Here is a 16163-nt window from a genome sequence, read left to right as displayed (position 1 = left end):
GGCAATCTGGAATGAATTTTGGCTACGTTACTGTGAACGGAGTGAACAGTAACGAGATTTTTCATAGAGTCAGGTGGATATCCTCAATTGAAGCAGGGCTTACTTAATTTGGTTAATTTACAGTATTCTCTGAAATTATTACGAGTATACTCAAAAAACAGCAGAACAGATACAAATTATCCATCCTGCTGACGTTCCTTCCATAGCAATCTGCGTAAATAATATATTAATCCAGTTCAGTAGAATTTCACGCTCTGCTGAACCACATCACAATTCATTATTTTCCAAAATTGCAATACTCATAATGTAGTTATAATCTTATACAATGCTTCCACGCTGTACGGCAGTATCCTCTCATCTAATTGAAATTTCGGATGATGCAGAGGATGATTTTCTCCTGGTATTCCCGCAAGAAATACTGTGAAAAGTCCTCTGGTTTCTCTAAAATATCTGTATGCGTTGTCACCGGAAAGAAACAACTCATCTTCTCCTTCCAGAACAAATTTATCTCCGAATACTTCTGCCCCCACTACCTTTGCTGTCTCTGTAAGTTCCTCATCATTGGCAAACGCATATACCGGATCTTTTGGAAATTCCATACGGATCTGTGTGCCAGTCTGCTTTTCAATTTCCTGCAGATTTCTCTCCAGCTCGTGCTCAAGTGCCATGTAAGTTTCTTCATGAACTGCGCGTATATTTCCGTTTAATACCACATGGTCTGCAATAATATTCGTATATTCACCGCCATGGATCGTACCCGTACCCACAATATATTTTCCTGCATCCGGATGCTGTTTTCCAAAACTTTCATTCAGATCATGAATGGCACTTATCACTTGAGCAGCTGCATAAATTGCATCAATCCCCTTATCCGCTTCACACCAGTGACTGGATTTTCCATGAACATGAATCTGCATACTGTTGATCATGGAAGATGCCTGTCCCTGATGCACTGCCATTCCAAATGTCATGTCCGCTGCGTAATGAAACATCAGAAATGCATCTGCTTTCGGATTCTCTAATGCTCCGGCCTGAAGCATTCTTTTTGCACCTTCACCAATCTCCTCTGCAGGTTCAAAAAGGAACCGGAGCCTGACCGGAAAACTTTCCTGCATTCTTTGCTCTTCTGCCACAATTTTTGCAAGGATCAGTGCTGCTGCCAGGATCATATCGTGACCGCAGGCATGCATACATCCCTGATTTACTGATGCATATGGTAGATTTGTCTGCTCCTGTATGGGCAATGCATCCATCTCCGCCCTGAGTACAACCAGTTTCTCCCTGTTTCTCAGAGATGGAAGTTCCGCGATTAATCCTGTAGGTTCTATCGGCACAATCTCATATCCCAGTTTCTCCAGATATTTCCGGATATATGCAGACGTCTCCACTTCCTGAAGTGCCAGCTCCGGATGTTGATGAAAGTAATGTCTCAATGTGATTAATTCTTCCGTATATTTTTCTATATTCATCTGTTTTCCAACCTTTGTTCTTAGGGATTACCATTTTCATCTTCCGACATACTCAAAACCGCATTCGGACGTTCCAGGCAGAACTTCTGTATCTCTTCCAGAAATCTCTGACCGTATTTCTTTAGCTTATTCTCGCCCACACCGGAAACCTCCAGCATTTCTTCTTCATTTGATGGACATTTGATGCACATATCTATCAGCGTCTTATCACTGAACACGATATATGGAGGCATGGCTTCCTCTTTTGCAATTTCCAGACGAAGTTTCCGCAGAGCTTCAAATAAATCGTAACCTGCTGCCGTAAGCGCATCTGTACTGCGTTTTCTGACAGATTTCTGGGGCTTTTTCTTTTTATCCGGTTCTTTTTCCTCGTAAGTACGCATGATCACGTGAGTATTTTCATCTCTTAGCGGAGAAATATCGCCCAGTTTCAGCACACTGTAACGTTCCTGTGTCTGATAGAGATATCCCATCTCAGTCATCTGGCTGATCAGTGCCCTGAGTTCTGCCTCACTGTGATCATTCAATGCTCCATAAGATTTATACTTATCTGCTCCAAGCTCCCTCAACCGGGCTCTCTTAGCCCCCAGCAAAGTACCAAGCACAATTGTCAGTCCATACCTTCCTCTCGTCTCAGCTACACAGTTCACTACCCACTTCGCCTCTCTGGTCATATCTGTCTCATGGTATTCTCTGTGGCAATTTCCACAATTATCACAGGGACCGAAGGTCTTTTCACCGAAATACTCCAGAATATAATTTCGCAGACATCCTGTTGTTTTACAATATCCTTCCATGATCTGAAGCCTTCGTATATCCCGCTGACGAATGAGAAATTCATCCTCTTCATCCACATCGGAAAAATCTTTGTTATCCAGAAGCATTCGGTCGATTATAACATCCTGTGCAGAAAACAATAGAACGCACTGGGAATTCTCTCCGTCACGCCCTGCACGTCCTGCCTCCTGATAATAATTCTCCATACTCTGCGGCATATTGTAATGGATCACATATCTCACATTGGATTTATCAATCCCCATTCCAAATGCATTTGTTGCAATAATAACAGGGGTTCTGTCGTAAATGAAATCATCCTGATTCTTTTTTCTGGTTTCATTATTCAGTCCTGCATGATATCTGGTAACAGCAACTCCTTTTTGGAAAAGCAGTTCAAAAAGATTGTCCACATTTTTTCTTGTAGAGCAGTAAATAATCCCGCTCTCTGTTGGATGTCTGTCTATGTAATCCATCACAAAATCGTCTTTTCGCCGGATATTTTCCACGCTGTAATATAAATTCTTTCTGTCAAACCCGGTGATCACTACTTTCGGATCTTCCAGCTTTAAAGTACAGAGAATGTCGTTCTTTACTTCCTCTGTTGCAGTTGCGGTAAAAGCACTGACGATCGGACGACCGGGAAGATTTTTTACAAAGTCTACGATTTTGACATAGCTTGGTCTGAAATCCTGTCCCCACTGTGAAATACAATGTGCCTCATCCACTGTCACCATGGAAATCTCCACCTGTCTGGCAAATTCCAGAAACTCATAATTTTCCAGACGTTCCGGTGCAACATAAATAATTTTGTATCTTCCTCCTGCTGCCAGGTACAACGCCTTGCTAATCTGACTTTCCGACAGTGAAGAATTGATAAATGCGGCATGTATTCCCGCTTCATTCAAAGCCTTTACCTGATCCTGCATCAGTGAGATCAGAGGAGAAATTACAATCGTAATTCCTGACAGCATCAGTGCCGGTACCTGATAACAGATGGATTTTCCAGCTCCTGTCGGCATGATTGCAAGCACATCCCGGTGTTCCAGAATGGACTCCACAACACTCTCCTGCCCTTCTCTGAATGTATCATATCCAAAATAAGTCTTTAAGGTTTGTACTGCCTGTCTGTTCACCTGAAGCCTCCCTCTGCATTTTAATCTATTTTAATTTCTTTTTCAGCTCCTGAATCAGTTCGGAATAGTCTCTGTGCTGCATCTTCGGAAATGCCTTGATGATACGCCCCTGACCGACAACGGTATGATTGGTAATAGAACTGGACAGTTCCTCAAACTGAGCCTGAAGCTCCGCTCTTTTTATACGAAGCATTTCGATAGATTTTTCTCGCTGTGCGGCAGTTGCATCACGCAATTCTGCTGCTGCAAGAGTTGCCTGAACCTTTCCTTCTCCCACTTTCTGTGCTGTGCCAATCGTAGTCGTAGCCAGAGTATCACTCAGTTTATCACTTACAATTCTCAAATCTGAACGAACTTTATCCAGTCTGGTAAGCTTTTTATTCAGTCCCTGGATCACTGCTACCGTCACAATAAAATCTGTCAGATACACAGCATACAAAACTGCTATCACAATCCACTCCCAGGTTGCAGGTGTATGTAACGCATGTGCCTCTACATACTTCTGGAAAACTTTTACCACCATAACGATAGCCAGTCCCCAGATCAGAGAAAACTCCAGACAAATGTAGCCATGAAAATTGAAGGGTTTATCTGAATAATCCCACCATCTTGCATGGAAACACACATCCAGCAGCCAGCCTGCAACCAGTTCCACCGCAGTTGCCAGAACAATTCCAAACACAAAAATCATTCCATCACTCATCTGACGCCCGCTGCCCTGAATTGTATTGAGCAAAGCAAAAACAGAAAGCACCCCAAATCCATATACCGGGCAAACCGGTCCATTCAGGAAACCTCTGTTTATAACTTTTCCCAACGCTACTGCATGAAAAATAACTTCAACAACCCAGCCGCCAAAAGAATAAATAAGAAAATACAGACATATCTGAAAATACGTCATTCCACAAATCATTCGTTGCTCCTCCTTGCTTTCATCAAACCACTTTTCATATCCCATTATCACAGTTCAAACAGAAAACTTACCCCAGACTGTTTTGTAATGTACTGATCAACTCCTCTATAACAATTGGTTTGGATAGAAATCCATCCATACCACATGCCAGTGCTTTCTTTCTGTCTTCGTCAAAAGCATTGGCAGTCATGGCAAGGATCGTAATTCCCGCCAGTGCCCGATCATCCAGTGAACGGATCTGCTCAGTAGCCTCATATCCGTTCATTACAGGCATCTGCACATCCATAAGCACCAGATCATAATCACCTGGTCTTGAATTCTTAACCTTCTCCACAGCCTCTGCTCCATCTTCCGCTGTATCAACCTGAAAACCATATTCACTAAGGAGTGCTACTGCAATTTCTCTGTTCAGTTCATTATCTTCCACAAGCAGTATTTGCCTGCCTCTGAAATCTGAATCTGCTGCCGGAAGAATATTATCCTCTGCCCCGGCCTGCTTCTGACCGATAGCAGCCATCAGAGTCTCTCTGATATCTGACATAAACATAGGTTTGGCACAGAACGCAGTCACCCCTGCTGCCCTGGCTTCCACTTCAATATCTGACCAGTCGTAAGCAGTCAGGATAATGATTGGCGTATCATCACCAAGACTGCGGATCTGACGGGTAACTTCAATGCCATTCATATCAGGCAGACGCCAGTCAATGATATAAGCGTGGAATGCATCCCCCATTTCCATAGACTGTCGTGCACGGAGAACAGCCTCCTTACCGGAAAGTGTCCATTCCGAACGCATTCCAACCTTTACAAGCATCTTAGTCACACTGTCACAGGTATTGAAATCATCGTCTACTACCAATGCCTTCAGATCTTCCAGTTCTGCGATTTTCTCTATACGGTGGTTCTCAGGCTGAATCCGCAATGGCAGACGGATAATAAATTCAGTACCTTTGCCCTGTTCTGTCTGAACCTCAATGGTTCCGCCCATCATATCCACGATGTTCTTGGTGATAGCCATGCCCAGTCCTGTACCCTGAGTCCTGCTTACAGTGGAAGTCCGCTCTCTCTCAAAAGGAGAAAAGATCTTCTGTACAAATTTCTGACTCATGCCGATTCCGTTATCCTTTACCCGGATTTCGTACAGTTCACAGCCTCTCTGTGTACCCGGATACTCTCTCAGCCGAACAGAAACGGTTCCGCCTGCAGGAGTAAACTTGATCGCATTGGACAAAAGATTCAGCAGTACCTGATTCAGCCTGGTCTTGTCGCAATAAACATCCTCATTGGTAACATCCATGACATCCATGTAAAGCTCTAACTGTTTCGCATGGATCTGTCCGCTGATAATGGTTTTCAGATCATGAAGAACCTCTGACAGACTGACTTCCGTCTCTTCCAGATGGATTTTCCCGCTCTCAATACGGCTCATATCCAGGATATCATTGATCAGTGAGAGCAGATGATTACTGGAGGAAAGAATCTTACCCAGATAATCCCGAACCCTTTCTTTATCATCAATGTTGCTTACAGCCAGTGTAGTAAAACCAATAATCGCATTCATTGGTGTACGGATATCATGAGACATATTGGAAAGGAAGGTGCTCTTTGCCTTGTTTGCAGTCTCCGCAGCGCGGACCGCCTCAGAAAGGGCCTGATTCATTTTTCTATCAGAGGTACGATCTGACAGAACCAGGATATATTTCTTTTTTCCGTTTACCTCGCTGCCCATTGCAACGTTATGAAACCAGCGGTGTTCTCCTGTTTTCTGATGAACATATTCAAGATCCCATTCCTGCTGCTCATGAACCTGGATTTCTTCCAGATACTTCTTCTCCGGATCTTCAACGTCCCCGGGATGCAGTTTCCCAAGGACACAAATATCTTTACGAATCTGTTCTACTGTAATTCCCAGCAGTTTTTCCACATTGGGACTGACGTAATCTGCCTGATATGTTTTTGCATCCAGCATCAGGAAAACGTCATCTACATTCATTGACAGCTTTTGAAACAATTCGTCCCTGTACAGGATCTCCGTATCCTTTCTCTTCAGGTTTACCCTGTTTTTCCGGAGAATAATTCCAATAAAAAGACCGGCAATACACACCGCTACTGCACTTACAAGCAGCACAGTGCTACGCTGCAGAACATTCATACTTGCATTGACGATATCAGCCTGGACAAGTCCCAGAAAGATCCAGTCCTGAGGTTTGGATTTCTCATAGACCAGATAGTAATCCTCTCCATCCAGATTTATCAGCATTGCATCTGTATGTCCTTCCTTAAACTCTTCTGAAAGCTTAAGGATCTCTTTTTCAGACAGAGTAGAATGTTCTCTCAGAATCCCAAAGAAATTATACACCTCTCCCCATGCCTCAGAAGAATGATCCACAACAACACGGCCATCCGGATGAACCACATAACTCTGGGCATTTCCATTGAAAGCAGAAATATTCAGCACATTTACGATATCAGAGTTTTCATAGGCAATGGCAATGGCATCATATTCAAAGCCCTGATAACTTCCATGAGGCCTGGGAGTGGCAAAAACAAGGAGCTGGGATTTTCCGGGAACTGTTGCATTGGTTATCACATCATTTCCCTGCCGGATCTCATCTTCAATATTTTCCTGTAATCCCAGATACCCGGTTTCACCTGTTACCATCTTATAGTTCCCGTCCGCTGACAGGAAATAAAAATCTAAAAAGCCTGCATCTTCCTGTGCTTTCTCTATATACTCACGAATTTCACTTTCATCGGAAGTGTTCTGCAGATATTCCCCCCATATATGGAGATAAGTCAGATTCTTATTTGTCAGCTCACTTAGCATATTATCAGACTGATGAAAAATTTCTGTCAGGTGAGAAACACTTTCCTCATAAACAGTCTTCGATACAAACCCCAAATATTGGAAAACAGTCAAAAGGATTCCAACAAATAGGGCAATAAGAACTGCTGCATTCCATCGTTTTCTCACAACCCGTTTCTTTCTGTTTGTATTATGATTCTTAACATCCATTCTTCTCACCTCAGAGTAATGTAGTCTTCAGGCTCTGCAAGAATGGCATTACCATCTGAAACATATGTTGTCCAGGTATCTTCCACAGAGGTATCCCCTCCATCAAATACAATATTTTCCTCTGCCGGATAAGCTTCCATATATTGTGGTGCTGCAAGGCAGGTCACAGTAAAAGTATCCTTGTCCTGAATCTGTTTTCCATTCTTTGAAACTTTACTCAATGTATAACCATTATCCGTTTCCCTGATTTCTACAGAAATACCACTGAACACAGGCAGAGAGCCACGGTTAAAGGGGATAAAGCCTCCCTGGTAGCCTTCTACGAAGTTTCTGACCGTTTCCTTCAGTTCTGCCCCGCTCATCTCACTGCTGTAAGCGGAAAGCTCGTTTGGCATAATCATGTTGCCTGCCATTTTTTCTGTATAACCGGCCTTCAGTACATTTCCTGTAAAGCTGTTTCCTGTTGCAATCAGCACATCCGTCCCATAAATACCACGCAAAGTGTTTGCCATAACAGAATAGGCTTCATTGCCTCCGCTGGTATGGAAACGATTGGAATAAGTTTTCTTTGAATCCAACACAATATCCTCAGAAGTGGATTTTTCTTCAAGAAGCTGGGAATTAAATGACTGATAAGCCTGCTCTGCATTATATTCTCCTGAGATCATCTTAGACACCACATCCCTAGAAATGGAAAAAAAGTCATTTGACGCAATACGGATATACATATGGTTTTCTTCGATCACAGGTTTCACATCCTTCAGATATTCCGTAAGCCGGAAATCCACATCCTGGCTATAGCTTAACAGATCCTGCCCATCATAAATGATCCGGTTCTGCGCATCCTCTGAAAGCATTGTGTTCAGTACCTTCATTGCTTTCTGCCGACGTGTTTCATCCTTTGTCAGGTCACGGTTTAAAGCTATCTGGAAATATGGTGTAGTCATCAGCCACTTTTCGCCGTTCTGCTGAAAGAATGGCAGGAATGTTGTGTTAATGCCCTGATCCTGGAACATTTTTACACCGGCAGAACTGCCGAAATACATGGCAAGCTTACCACTTTTGTACATCTCAACCACATCATCATAATTCATATCCAGATCATCCTGGCTCAGCCCTGTATCCTGAATAAACTGCTCCATACGTTCAAAAGCCTCCGGCCAGACGGTACTGTCCAGACCTTCTCTCTTTGTATTGTCCGGGTCACTGTAGATGGTACGCCACTTACGTCCATCCCCAGAAGACAGCTCTGATGCAGACAGACCCTGCAGTGTTTCCATACAGGTATAATCATAGTAATAGTCTGCAGTAAACCCACGGATACCCACCTCATCAAATGCCTGGCAGGCAGAAACGAAGCTTTCATAATCCGTTGGAAGAGGAATATCATACTTTTCAAAAAGATCTTTGTTCACTACAAAGCCATGGGCATCTGCACACACAGGAAGCCAGTTTACGCTGCCATCCTGATTTTTGAAATTGTTAAGGTAGGTATCATAGACAGCACCTGCAGCATTGGTTGTGGAAAGATCCATCAGACTGTCCTTCAGGGGGCTTGCATCATGGAGGGAAAACCTGCAGCAGGTTATAATATCCGGCAATCCGCCGTTTTCATTCAGAAAACGATAGAAATCCAGATCATTATTGCCTACTACAAATTCAACGTTGATATCCGGAAGCTGTTCCTGGATGTATGGCGCATATTTTTCATACAGCTTTGTGCTCCATAAATACACTGTGATGGTTTCTGCATCTTCTTTTTCCGCACTTTTCCCGCCGCAGCCAGACAGAAGTGATACGGCTGTCACCATCGCCAAAAGCACAGAAACTAACTTGTTCCATTTTTTCTTTTTCATTATAACTTCTCCCTCTGATCGCGTTTTACTAACTCATTGATCACTTTTACTAATAATTTCCCATCAACAGGCTTGGCAATATGTTCATCCATTCCTGCTTCCTTTGCTCTCATTTTGTCCTCAGTGAACGCGTTTGCTGTCATGGCAATGATCGGTATCACTTTTGCATCCTCTCTGTCCAGAGAGCGGATCATCTTTGCTGCTTCATATCCATTCATGACAGGCATCATAATATCCATAAGAATAGCATCAAATTCTCCAGGTCTGTTTTTTCTGAATATGTCAACAGCCTTCTGTCCATTCCATGCTTTTGTCACCACAGCGCCTTCATTCTGAAGCACAAATTCTGCAATCTCCATATTCAGCTCATTATCCTCTGTCAGAAGAACATGGAGTCCATGGATAGAAGTTTCCGTTTTTTCTTCAGCTTCAGTCCTGTCCTTCATATCTGTGTCAATCCGGAATGGAATCCGGATCACAAATGTAGTCCCTGTGCCTTCTTTACTTTCAAAGGAAATGGTTCCGCTCATTTTTTCCACCAGTTTTTTTGTGATTGGCATTCCCAGCCCTGTTCCGGCGAATTTTGTGCGGCTTCCTGCATGTTCCTGTGCAAATGGTTCAAAAATGCGTTTCTGGAATGCCTCTGTCATTCCAATTCCGGTGTCTCTGCAGACAAATTCCAATGTGGTCATTGCTGTCTGTTTCGATGGGATTTCCCGACAGCTGATATAGACATATCCGTTTTCTTTGTTATATTTCACCGCATTAGACAAAATATTCATTAGAATCCGTTTCACATGCACCGGACTTCCAATAAGATTCCAGTGTGTAACTTCTTTCTCTTCCCAAATGATCCGGATATTCTGCTCTGTAGCCATATGTTCGATCACACCCAGTATTTCCTCAGAAATACTGTTCAGATTAAATGGGATTTCTTCCAGAACCACTTCATCTGACTCCAGCTTGCTCATGTCCAGAACCTCGTTTATCAGTTCCAGCAACAGATGAGATGCCTCTTTGATCTTTGCCCTGCATTCCGTCTGTTTCTCCATATTGTCTGCATAATAGTCTGCCACATTGATCATGCCGCAGATTCCATTGATCGGTGTCCGGATATCATGGCTCATTCGCTGCAGAAACTCGGTTTTTGCCTCATTGGCTGCTTCTGCTTTTTTTGCTGTTCTCAGAAGTTCTGCTTTATATTTTTCATCTTTTTCCTGTTCCTGTTTCCGGTGTGCCAGATCCGCTCTGTAACCCCAGAAGCAGAATATACCGAATATGAGTAAATAAAGAAAAACGACAGCTGTTACACTTAGCGGCAGGTTACGGAATACTTCCGTATCCGGAAGATAGGCATAAATATAATAATCCCGCTGCTTCAGCATGATTCCATAACATCTGGTTCCTTCATTTTTTAAATGAAAAATATGCTGACTGTCTGTATGCTCTTTCATTGCCTGGACAACCTGATTGCCGGCAGTATCCTGTCCCAGCAGGCTTTCATCGTTGCTGGCAACGATGGTTCCCTTATCTGCAACAATAATCGTTCCATCTTTCTGAGTGCTATAGCCATTTAAAAGGTTCTGTATTGTCAGGGTATAATTTCTGACAAATTCCGGAGATGTGTAATAATAAATTGCAACCATACCTGGTGCATCTTTTCTGGCACAGGCTGCAATGTCGATACGTGATCCGTCTTCTCGGTCAATCCGTTCCGAATAAGATCTTTCTTCATATCCGGTAAAATCCATGATAATGTCTTTTTGCAGATAATCTGTGATCTCATTGGTCAGAGCCTCATCCATGCTGTATTTGCAGACTGTCTTTCCCTCTGCATCCAGCACAAGGATACCATCCACCCAGAGGGTCTGCAGATTTTCTTTCAGAAACTCCTGGCTTAACCGGCAGCCGTTTTCTGTTTCCATGTCGATATTCGTACTCATCTGTCTGGCACTTTCAATGGCGCGGAGGAGACTTTTAGATTCCGAAGCTTCATTATAATGGGTGTAGGTGGAACACTGCACTTTGACATAGTTTACAGTTTTCACCATCCTGTTCTCTGCTTCCTTTTTCTCTGCCTGAAAAAAGTAATACAGGGAAGCTGCAGTCACACAGATTCCAAGCAGAATGCCGAATATCCAGAATCGCTTTACTTTTATTCTTCTCCTAATATCCAAGATTATCCACCTCCAGATACTTCTGGGGATCATCCAGATATTTTTTAATGATTTTCAGGGATGTGCCATCCTGACGCATTTCTTCCAGCGTCTGATCCATCTGCTCACAAATTCCTCTGTCATCCTCTTTTGCAAAAGCAACACCTATCCCGACCACCATCAGCGGATCTTCCAGGATACGGAAGCTTGCATCATAATCCTTCATGTACTGGACAATGGATTCCTCATGTGCAGCAACTGCATCTACATATCCTTTTCCCAGAAAGGTATAGATTAGTTCCCTGTGCCCAAGACTGATCAGATTGCCCAGTTTGGGGATCCTTTCATCTGTCCGGTTCAGAAAGATGCCTTCCGGTTTGGTTGTGGACTGGACGGCAAGGTTCTTTCCCTCCAGATCACTTAGTTTATAGATATCACTGCTCTCATTTACAGCAACTACCTGGCGGCTTGCTATGTAGGGTCCTGCCCAGCGGTAATCGTCAAGGCGTCCTTCCATGGAAAAACAGCCCATAATACAGTCGATCTCTCCGCTTTCTACCAGTTCTTTTTTCTTCTCCCAGTTGATCTGGACAACATCCACCTGATACCCCATTCTTCTGAAAGCTTCTGTAGCCAGTTCCACATCAATTCCTGTGGGGATTCCATCTTCATTCAGATAATTGTATGGCGGATAACTGTCACTGCCCAGGGTGATAACGGGCTTTTCTCTTTCTTTTTTAGTAACATCTGCATTTTTGCACCCTGCCAGGGCAGTTGCTAAAATTCCCACAAGCAGAATGCCTGCAATCACTCTTTTTCCTTTCATCTTTTCTCCATTCCTGCTGTTCTTCTCTATTTTCCATCAAATTTAACCGAATCAGGTAAGTCCCCTGCGGAGGTTGCGAATATCCGCTTGAAGACAAAAAAAAGTTCCTTGTAAAAAATTTTACAGGAACTTTTTCCATAATGCCCATTTAACATTTACCTTTTTTTATTACTGAGGCATGATGCAACCGGCTGGCATGGCCAGATTTCAATCTGACTTTAGCTCCTTCTGGCTTTGCGCCCCGGCTTTTCAACCGGTTTGCCAATAAATGCCATAAAAAATTATTTTTATTATAGCACTCATACTATATCATGTCTATAAGAAAATATGTTACTGTTCACAGCAACACGCTTCGCAGGATATTGCCAGTGAACAGTAACGAAAATATACCTCTTAACATACAAATCCAGCTTCCCATCAAAACTTAAGAGAAATTTACCGGAATGAAACTCCTTCATCAACCGGCCATGATTTTCTAAGTGCCCCATAGGAGATCAGAAAATTCGCAAGCCATCCGGCCGGTACAGCAAGCCAGACAAATGCAATTCCATAACGCGGTGCAAAAATCAAGGCAACTGACAGCCGAATGGCAAGGTTTACCATATTGGCAATGAGAAACGGCCGCATAATTCCAAGTCCACGAAGAACTCCATCTGTTGCCATCTTAATACCCATAAAAATAAAGAAATATCCCAGCCATTTCATATAATCCCCGGACACCTGATATGCCAGAGCGGTTCCATCTTTTCCAAGGAATAAGGAAGAAATTGGGGTGTGCAGTGTTTCAATGACTATGAAAGCAAGGACTGCGAAACACAGATCTAACACCAGTGCAGCGTGATATCCTTTTTTAATACGTTCAATTTTCTTTGCTCCAAGATTCTGGGAAACATAGGGCGAAACCGCATTTCCAATGGATACAAATATCAGTGAAAAAACATTCTCTACTCTCATGGTTGCCGCATAACCTGCCAGCGCCTGTGTACCGAAGGGATTTACAACCGCCTGTACGATCATCATACCAATTGACACTGTGGATTGCTGAAGAACCGATGGTACTGCAATACGAAGCATGGAATGTAACTCCTGCCTGTCAAACCAGTTAAAGCGGCTTTTATATCGACGCATCCGGTTAAAGAAAATCAAAAGCGAAAACACTGCGGAAATCCCCTGCGCAATGAGAGTTGCAAGGGCGGCACCGAACACACCCAGCCCTAAACCTGCCACCATCCAAAGATCCATAACAATATTCAAAACAGAAGAAAATATCAAAAGGCCCAGCGGAATCTTCGATTCACCGATGGAATTGAACATCGTTGAAAGGATATTGTACATAAACAGAAAGGGAAATCCCACAAAATAAACACGCAGATACAGTACCGCTTCATCCAGTATGTCAGCAGGTGTTTGTAATAAACTCATCATAAAATGAGAAAAAACAAAGCCAAAAACCCCCAGAAGTATACTCAGAATCAGAAAACTGATCAACGATGTTGACACAATTGTTTTCATTTTGCTATAATTCTGAGCTCCAAAATAGCGGCTCACAAGTACACCTGCTCCTACACCGGCTCCCAAAGCCACACAGATGAAAACATTGGTCAAAGCGGCACAGGCTCCAACTGCCGCAAGTGCAGAGGATCCCACAAACTGACCTACGATAATGGAATCAGCCATATTATATACTTGTTGAAAGAAGCTGCCCAGAATCATAGGCATTGCAAAAACAGTCAGTGCTTTAAGAGGGGCATCTGTGATTAAATATTCATCTTTTGACATTCTCATTTTCCTCCATCAATTCCTGCTTTTTATCCGAAATCACGATTGTATTTTCAAAATGTAAGTTTAAGATTTCGTTACGCAACAATTATATGTAGTTACAGCAAATAAGTCAAGCTGCTGTTTACTTTTAGTAATATAAATGATATGATATTTGATATTGAAAAAAGCTGCTATCAGATGGATATTATTTTATATTATTTTACAGGAGGGAACTTATGTACCTGGACGGTTTAGATGAGCTGGATCAGAAGATTATCCGGCTGCTTATAGAAAACGCACGTATCTCTTACTCTGATATCGGTGAAGAAACCGGTATTTCCAGAGTGGCAGTAAAAGCCCGTATCCAGGCTTTGGAGAAAAGAGGCGTAATCGAAGAATATACAACAATTATTAATCCGCAAAAAATCAGTGGGGCTGTATCATGCTATTTTGAAATTGAAACAAAACCGGAGTACCTGGCGCAGGTGACAGATATATTGTACAAAAATGATACAGTCTCACAGATTTACCGTGTCACAGGAAGAGACAGGCTTCATGTACATGCCGTTGCTTCATCAGGTGATGAAATGGAGTACTTCCTGCACAATGTCATTGATACACTGCCTGGCATTATCAGCTGCAGTTGCAATATGATCTTATCACGCATTAAAGATATTAAAGGATTACGGCTATAAAAGTCAGAAGCTGCAACCAACCTTGATCCATACAGTCATATCACCTTGCCAAAGTGAATTAAATATAACGCTCCCAGCCACTTTTTGACTTCAACAGTTTGCTCTTCCTGAAACGCCTCGCAGCTTTTCAAAATAACAATAAAATGCCCATTTTTCGTACACGGGAACATATCCTAAAACGCCACTATACTATTGAAGAGTTGTCAAAGCAGTATCTGATGAACACCACTACTTTGAAATCCGTTTTCAAAGCAGTCTATGGAATGCCCATCGCTTCTTACATGAAAGAATACCGTATGAAGTTGGCATCGAATATGCTGTTGCAGGAAGATAAATCTATTTCGGGAATTGCCGCCGCTGTGGGATATAAAAACCAAAGTAAATTTACATCGGCTTTCCGAGATATATTTCAGATATTACCTACTGCATATCAGAAACTGTATCGTAATCAATAATTTTAATACAAAACTGCACCCACAATATCCCTGAGTGCAGTTTTGTATCAATCAATATTCTAATGTTTCTCCATCAAGTGGAATATCAAGAACAAGCATCCTATACAAATGCACTTTCCTCTTTTGCTTTCCGCAAATCTTTTAACACTGTTCCTATATCTCCCAAAATAGCAATTCCCTTATCTTCAATGAATTCCGGCAAAAACTGATATTCTGAATTTACGGAAATATAATATGCATCTTTCAAACTGTTTGTCAGTTCCCAAAACGGTTCCTGTATAAACATCGGTGTCATGCGCCCTACTCCAAGTTCTATCAAGAGAATTTTTCTATCTTTGTTCTTTTGAATGTATTTTGAGATTTTCTCATATTCTTCTTCGTATTTTTTCCCTTGCAGAAAATTCCCATATCCTCTTACCCACGGAAACATTTCCGCACCACAATGAGGGCAGCGAGGAATCAGTTCATCCGGCACCATTGTCCCCTCTCCCATAGCCGCAATCATATCTGCCACAGGTTGTACGGCATCCCATGTTTCATCCTGACAGCACTGGGAACACTGGAAGAAACGATGATCTCCCTGAATCTCACTGACCTTTTCTTCCGGATAAATCTTTACAAACTGTGTATCCTGATTAGTCGTTAAGATATGAAAGTCCTTTCCCTGCAAGATTCTATCCAAATCCAGATATGGATCTCTGATAGGGGCATTTTGTGTAGCATTTAAAAAGGTTGCCACATATCCCCAGTGTTCATTTCTTGTAGAAAACCGATGCATCATGCCGCTAAAAGCACCTTTGAATCCATACTTATCTGCAAATTTTCCAAAATGCTCACGAAAAGAAGGGGTATCACTATAATAAAAGTCACCACCTCCAGCCGCTGATAAACCGGATGCTCCGCCTACTATGATACACTCTGCCTCCTGCACTCTGCGAACAAATTCCTGAATCTGTTCCTCATAAGAAAGTGGTTTTTGTTTGCTCAACACTGCAGCAGTACCGCCGGATGCATAGGTACTATAGTGTCTGGAATAGTTCATTTGTGTTTTCATTACCAAATTTTCATAACAGCTCATTTTTTTCATTCTCCTATCTCACAACTGT

Annotated in this window: 11 protein-coding genes and 1 riboswitch; of the genes, 2 read left to right on the top strand and 9 right to left on the bottom strand. The window is 42.5% G+C overall.

All coding sequences use genetic code 11. From position 1 onward, the window contains the following. Nucleotides 1–299: 299 nt before the first annotated feature. From LJE11_RS14390 to LJE11_RS14355, 8 genes are all read right to left on the bottom strand, one after another. Entirely contained in the window at nucleotides 300–1469 is a 1170-nt protein-coding gene (locus LJE11_RS14390; protein WP_227296130.1) for a M20 metallopeptidase family protein, read from the bottom strand. 20 nt (nucleotides 1470–1489) lie between these two features. Beyond that, nucleotides 1490–3379, bottom strand: coding sequence for a DNA helicase RecQ (gene recQ / locus LJE11_RS14385; protein WP_008706843.1), 1890 nt, complete (start codon nucleotides 3377–3379; stop codon nucleotides 1490–1492). A gap of 25 nt (nucleotides 3380–3404) precedes the next feature. Next, complete coding sequence (locus tag LJE11_RS14380) at nucleotides 3405–4292, bottom strand: putative ABC transporter permease (protein WP_008706845.1); 888 nt, start codon at nucleotides 4290–4292, stop codon at nucleotides 3405–3407. A 67-nt stretch (nucleotides 4293–4359) separates the two neighbouring features. Beyond that, entirely contained in the window at nucleotides 4360–7308 is a 2949-nt protein-coding gene (locus tag LJE11_RS14375) for a hybrid sensor histidine kinase/response regulator (RefSeq protein ID WP_118569800.1), read from the bottom strand. A gap of 5 nt (nucleotides 7309–7313) precedes the next feature. Further along, nucleotides 7314–9164, bottom strand: coding sequence for an ABC transporter substrate-binding protein (locus LJE11_RS14370; RefSeq protein WP_055058088.1), 1851 nt, complete (start codon nucleotides 9162–9164; stop codon nucleotides 7314–7316). After that, a complete protein-coding gene (locus tag LJE11_RS14365) occupies nucleotides 9164–11347 on the bottom strand; it encodes an ATP-binding protein (protein WP_025580640.1) in 2184 nt (727 codons plus the stop codon). The genes LJE11_RS14370 and LJE11_RS14365 overlap by 1 nt, the downstream gene beginning before the upstream one ends. Further along, nucleotides 11331–12146, bottom strand: coding sequence for a substrate-binding periplasmic protein (locus LJE11_RS14360; RefSeq protein ID WP_025580638.1), 816 nt, complete (start codon nucleotides 12144–12146; stop codon nucleotides 11331–11333). The genes LJE11_RS14365 and LJE11_RS14360 overlap by 17 nt, the downstream gene beginning before the upstream one ends. A gap of 179 nt (nucleotides 12147–12325) precedes the next feature. After that, nucleotides 12326–12419: riboswitch (cyclic di-GMP riboswitch) on the bottom strand. Between the two features lie 162 nt (nucleotides 12420–12581). Then, entirely contained in the window at nucleotides 12582–13925 is a 1344-nt protein-coding gene (locus LJE11_RS14355; RefSeq protein WP_025580637.1) for an MATE family efflux transporter, read from the bottom strand. 218 nt (nucleotides 13926–14143) lie between these two features. Between LJE11_RS14355 and LJE11_RS14350 the strand changes: the two genes are divergently transcribed. Both LJE11_RS14350 and LJE11_RS14345 read left to right on the top strand, forming a co-directional pair. Further along, nucleotides 14144–14602 carry an Lrp/AsnC family transcriptional regulator gene (locus LJE11_RS14350; RefSeq protein ID WP_025580635.1) on the top strand — a complete coding sequence of 153 codons (459 nt, stop codon included), beginning with the start codon at nucleotides 14144–14146 and terminating at the stop codon, nucleotides 14600–14602. Nucleotides 14603–14745: 143 nt separating this feature from the next. Continuing rightward, nucleotides 14746–15057 (top strand): helix-turn-helix domain-containing protein, encoded by a 312-nt coding sequence (locus LJE11_RS14345; RefSeq protein WP_082433126.1) that lies wholly within the window; start codon nucleotides 14746–14748, stop codon nucleotides 15055–15057. Between the two features lie 100 nt (nucleotides 15058–15157). Here the strand turns inward: LJE11_RS14345 and LJE11_RS14340 are convergent, their stop codons facing one another. Continuing rightward, a complete protein-coding gene (locus tag LJE11_RS14340; RefSeq protein WP_227296129.1) occupies nucleotides 15158–16135 on the bottom strand; it encodes an NAD-dependent protein deacetylase in 978 nt (325 codons plus the stop codon). Nucleotides 16136–16163 lie beyond the last annotated feature (28 nt).

Origin of the sequence: Blautia sp. DFI.1.216, from assembly GCF_020594215.1 — a bacterium.
Taxonomy (GTDB): Bacteria; Bacillota; Clostridia; order Lachnospirales; family Lachnospiraceae; genus Blautia_A; species Blautia_A wexlerae.
This window is presented reverse-complemented; position numbering and strand designations above follow the sequence as displayed.

Excerpts from the sequence above, each read along its gene's own strand:
- LJE11_RS14370 (WP_055058088.1), bottom strand. The coding sequence starts at position 9,164 with ATGAAAAAGAAAAAATGGAACAAGTTAGTTTCTGTGCTTTTGGCGATG.
- LJE11_RS14390 (WP_227296130.1), bottom strand. The coding sequence starts at position 1,469 with ATGAATATAGAAAAATATACGGAAGAATTAATCACATTGAGACATTAC.
- LJE11_RS14340 (WP_227296129.1), bottom strand. The coding sequence starts at position 16,135 with ATGAGCTGTTATGAAAATTTGGTAATGAAAACACAAATGAACTATTCC.
- LJE11_RS14375 (WP_118569800.1), bottom strand. The coding sequence starts at position 7,308 with ATGGATGTTAAGAATCATAATACAAACAGAAAGAAACGGGTTGTGAGA.
- LJE11_RS14345 (WP_082433126.1), top strand. The coding sequence starts at position 14,746 with ATGCCCATTTTTCGTACACGGGAACATATCCTAAAACGCCACTATACT.
- LJE11_RS14350 (WP_025580635.1), top strand. The coding sequence starts at position 14,144 with ATGTACCTGGACGGTTTAGATGAGCTGGATCAGAAGATTATCCGGCTG.
- LJE11_RS14360 (WP_025580638.1), bottom strand. The coding sequence starts at position 12,146 with ATGAAAGGAAAAAGAGTGATTGCAGGCATTCTGCTTGTGGGAATTTTA.
- LJE11_RS14380 (WP_008706845.1), bottom strand. The coding sequence starts at position 4,292 with ATGATTTGTGGAATGACGTATTTTCAGATATGTCTGTATTTTCTTATT.
- LJE11_RS14355 (WP_025580637.1), bottom strand. The coding sequence starts at position 13,925 with ATGTCAAAAGATGAATATTTAATCACAGATGCCCCTCTTAAAGCACTG.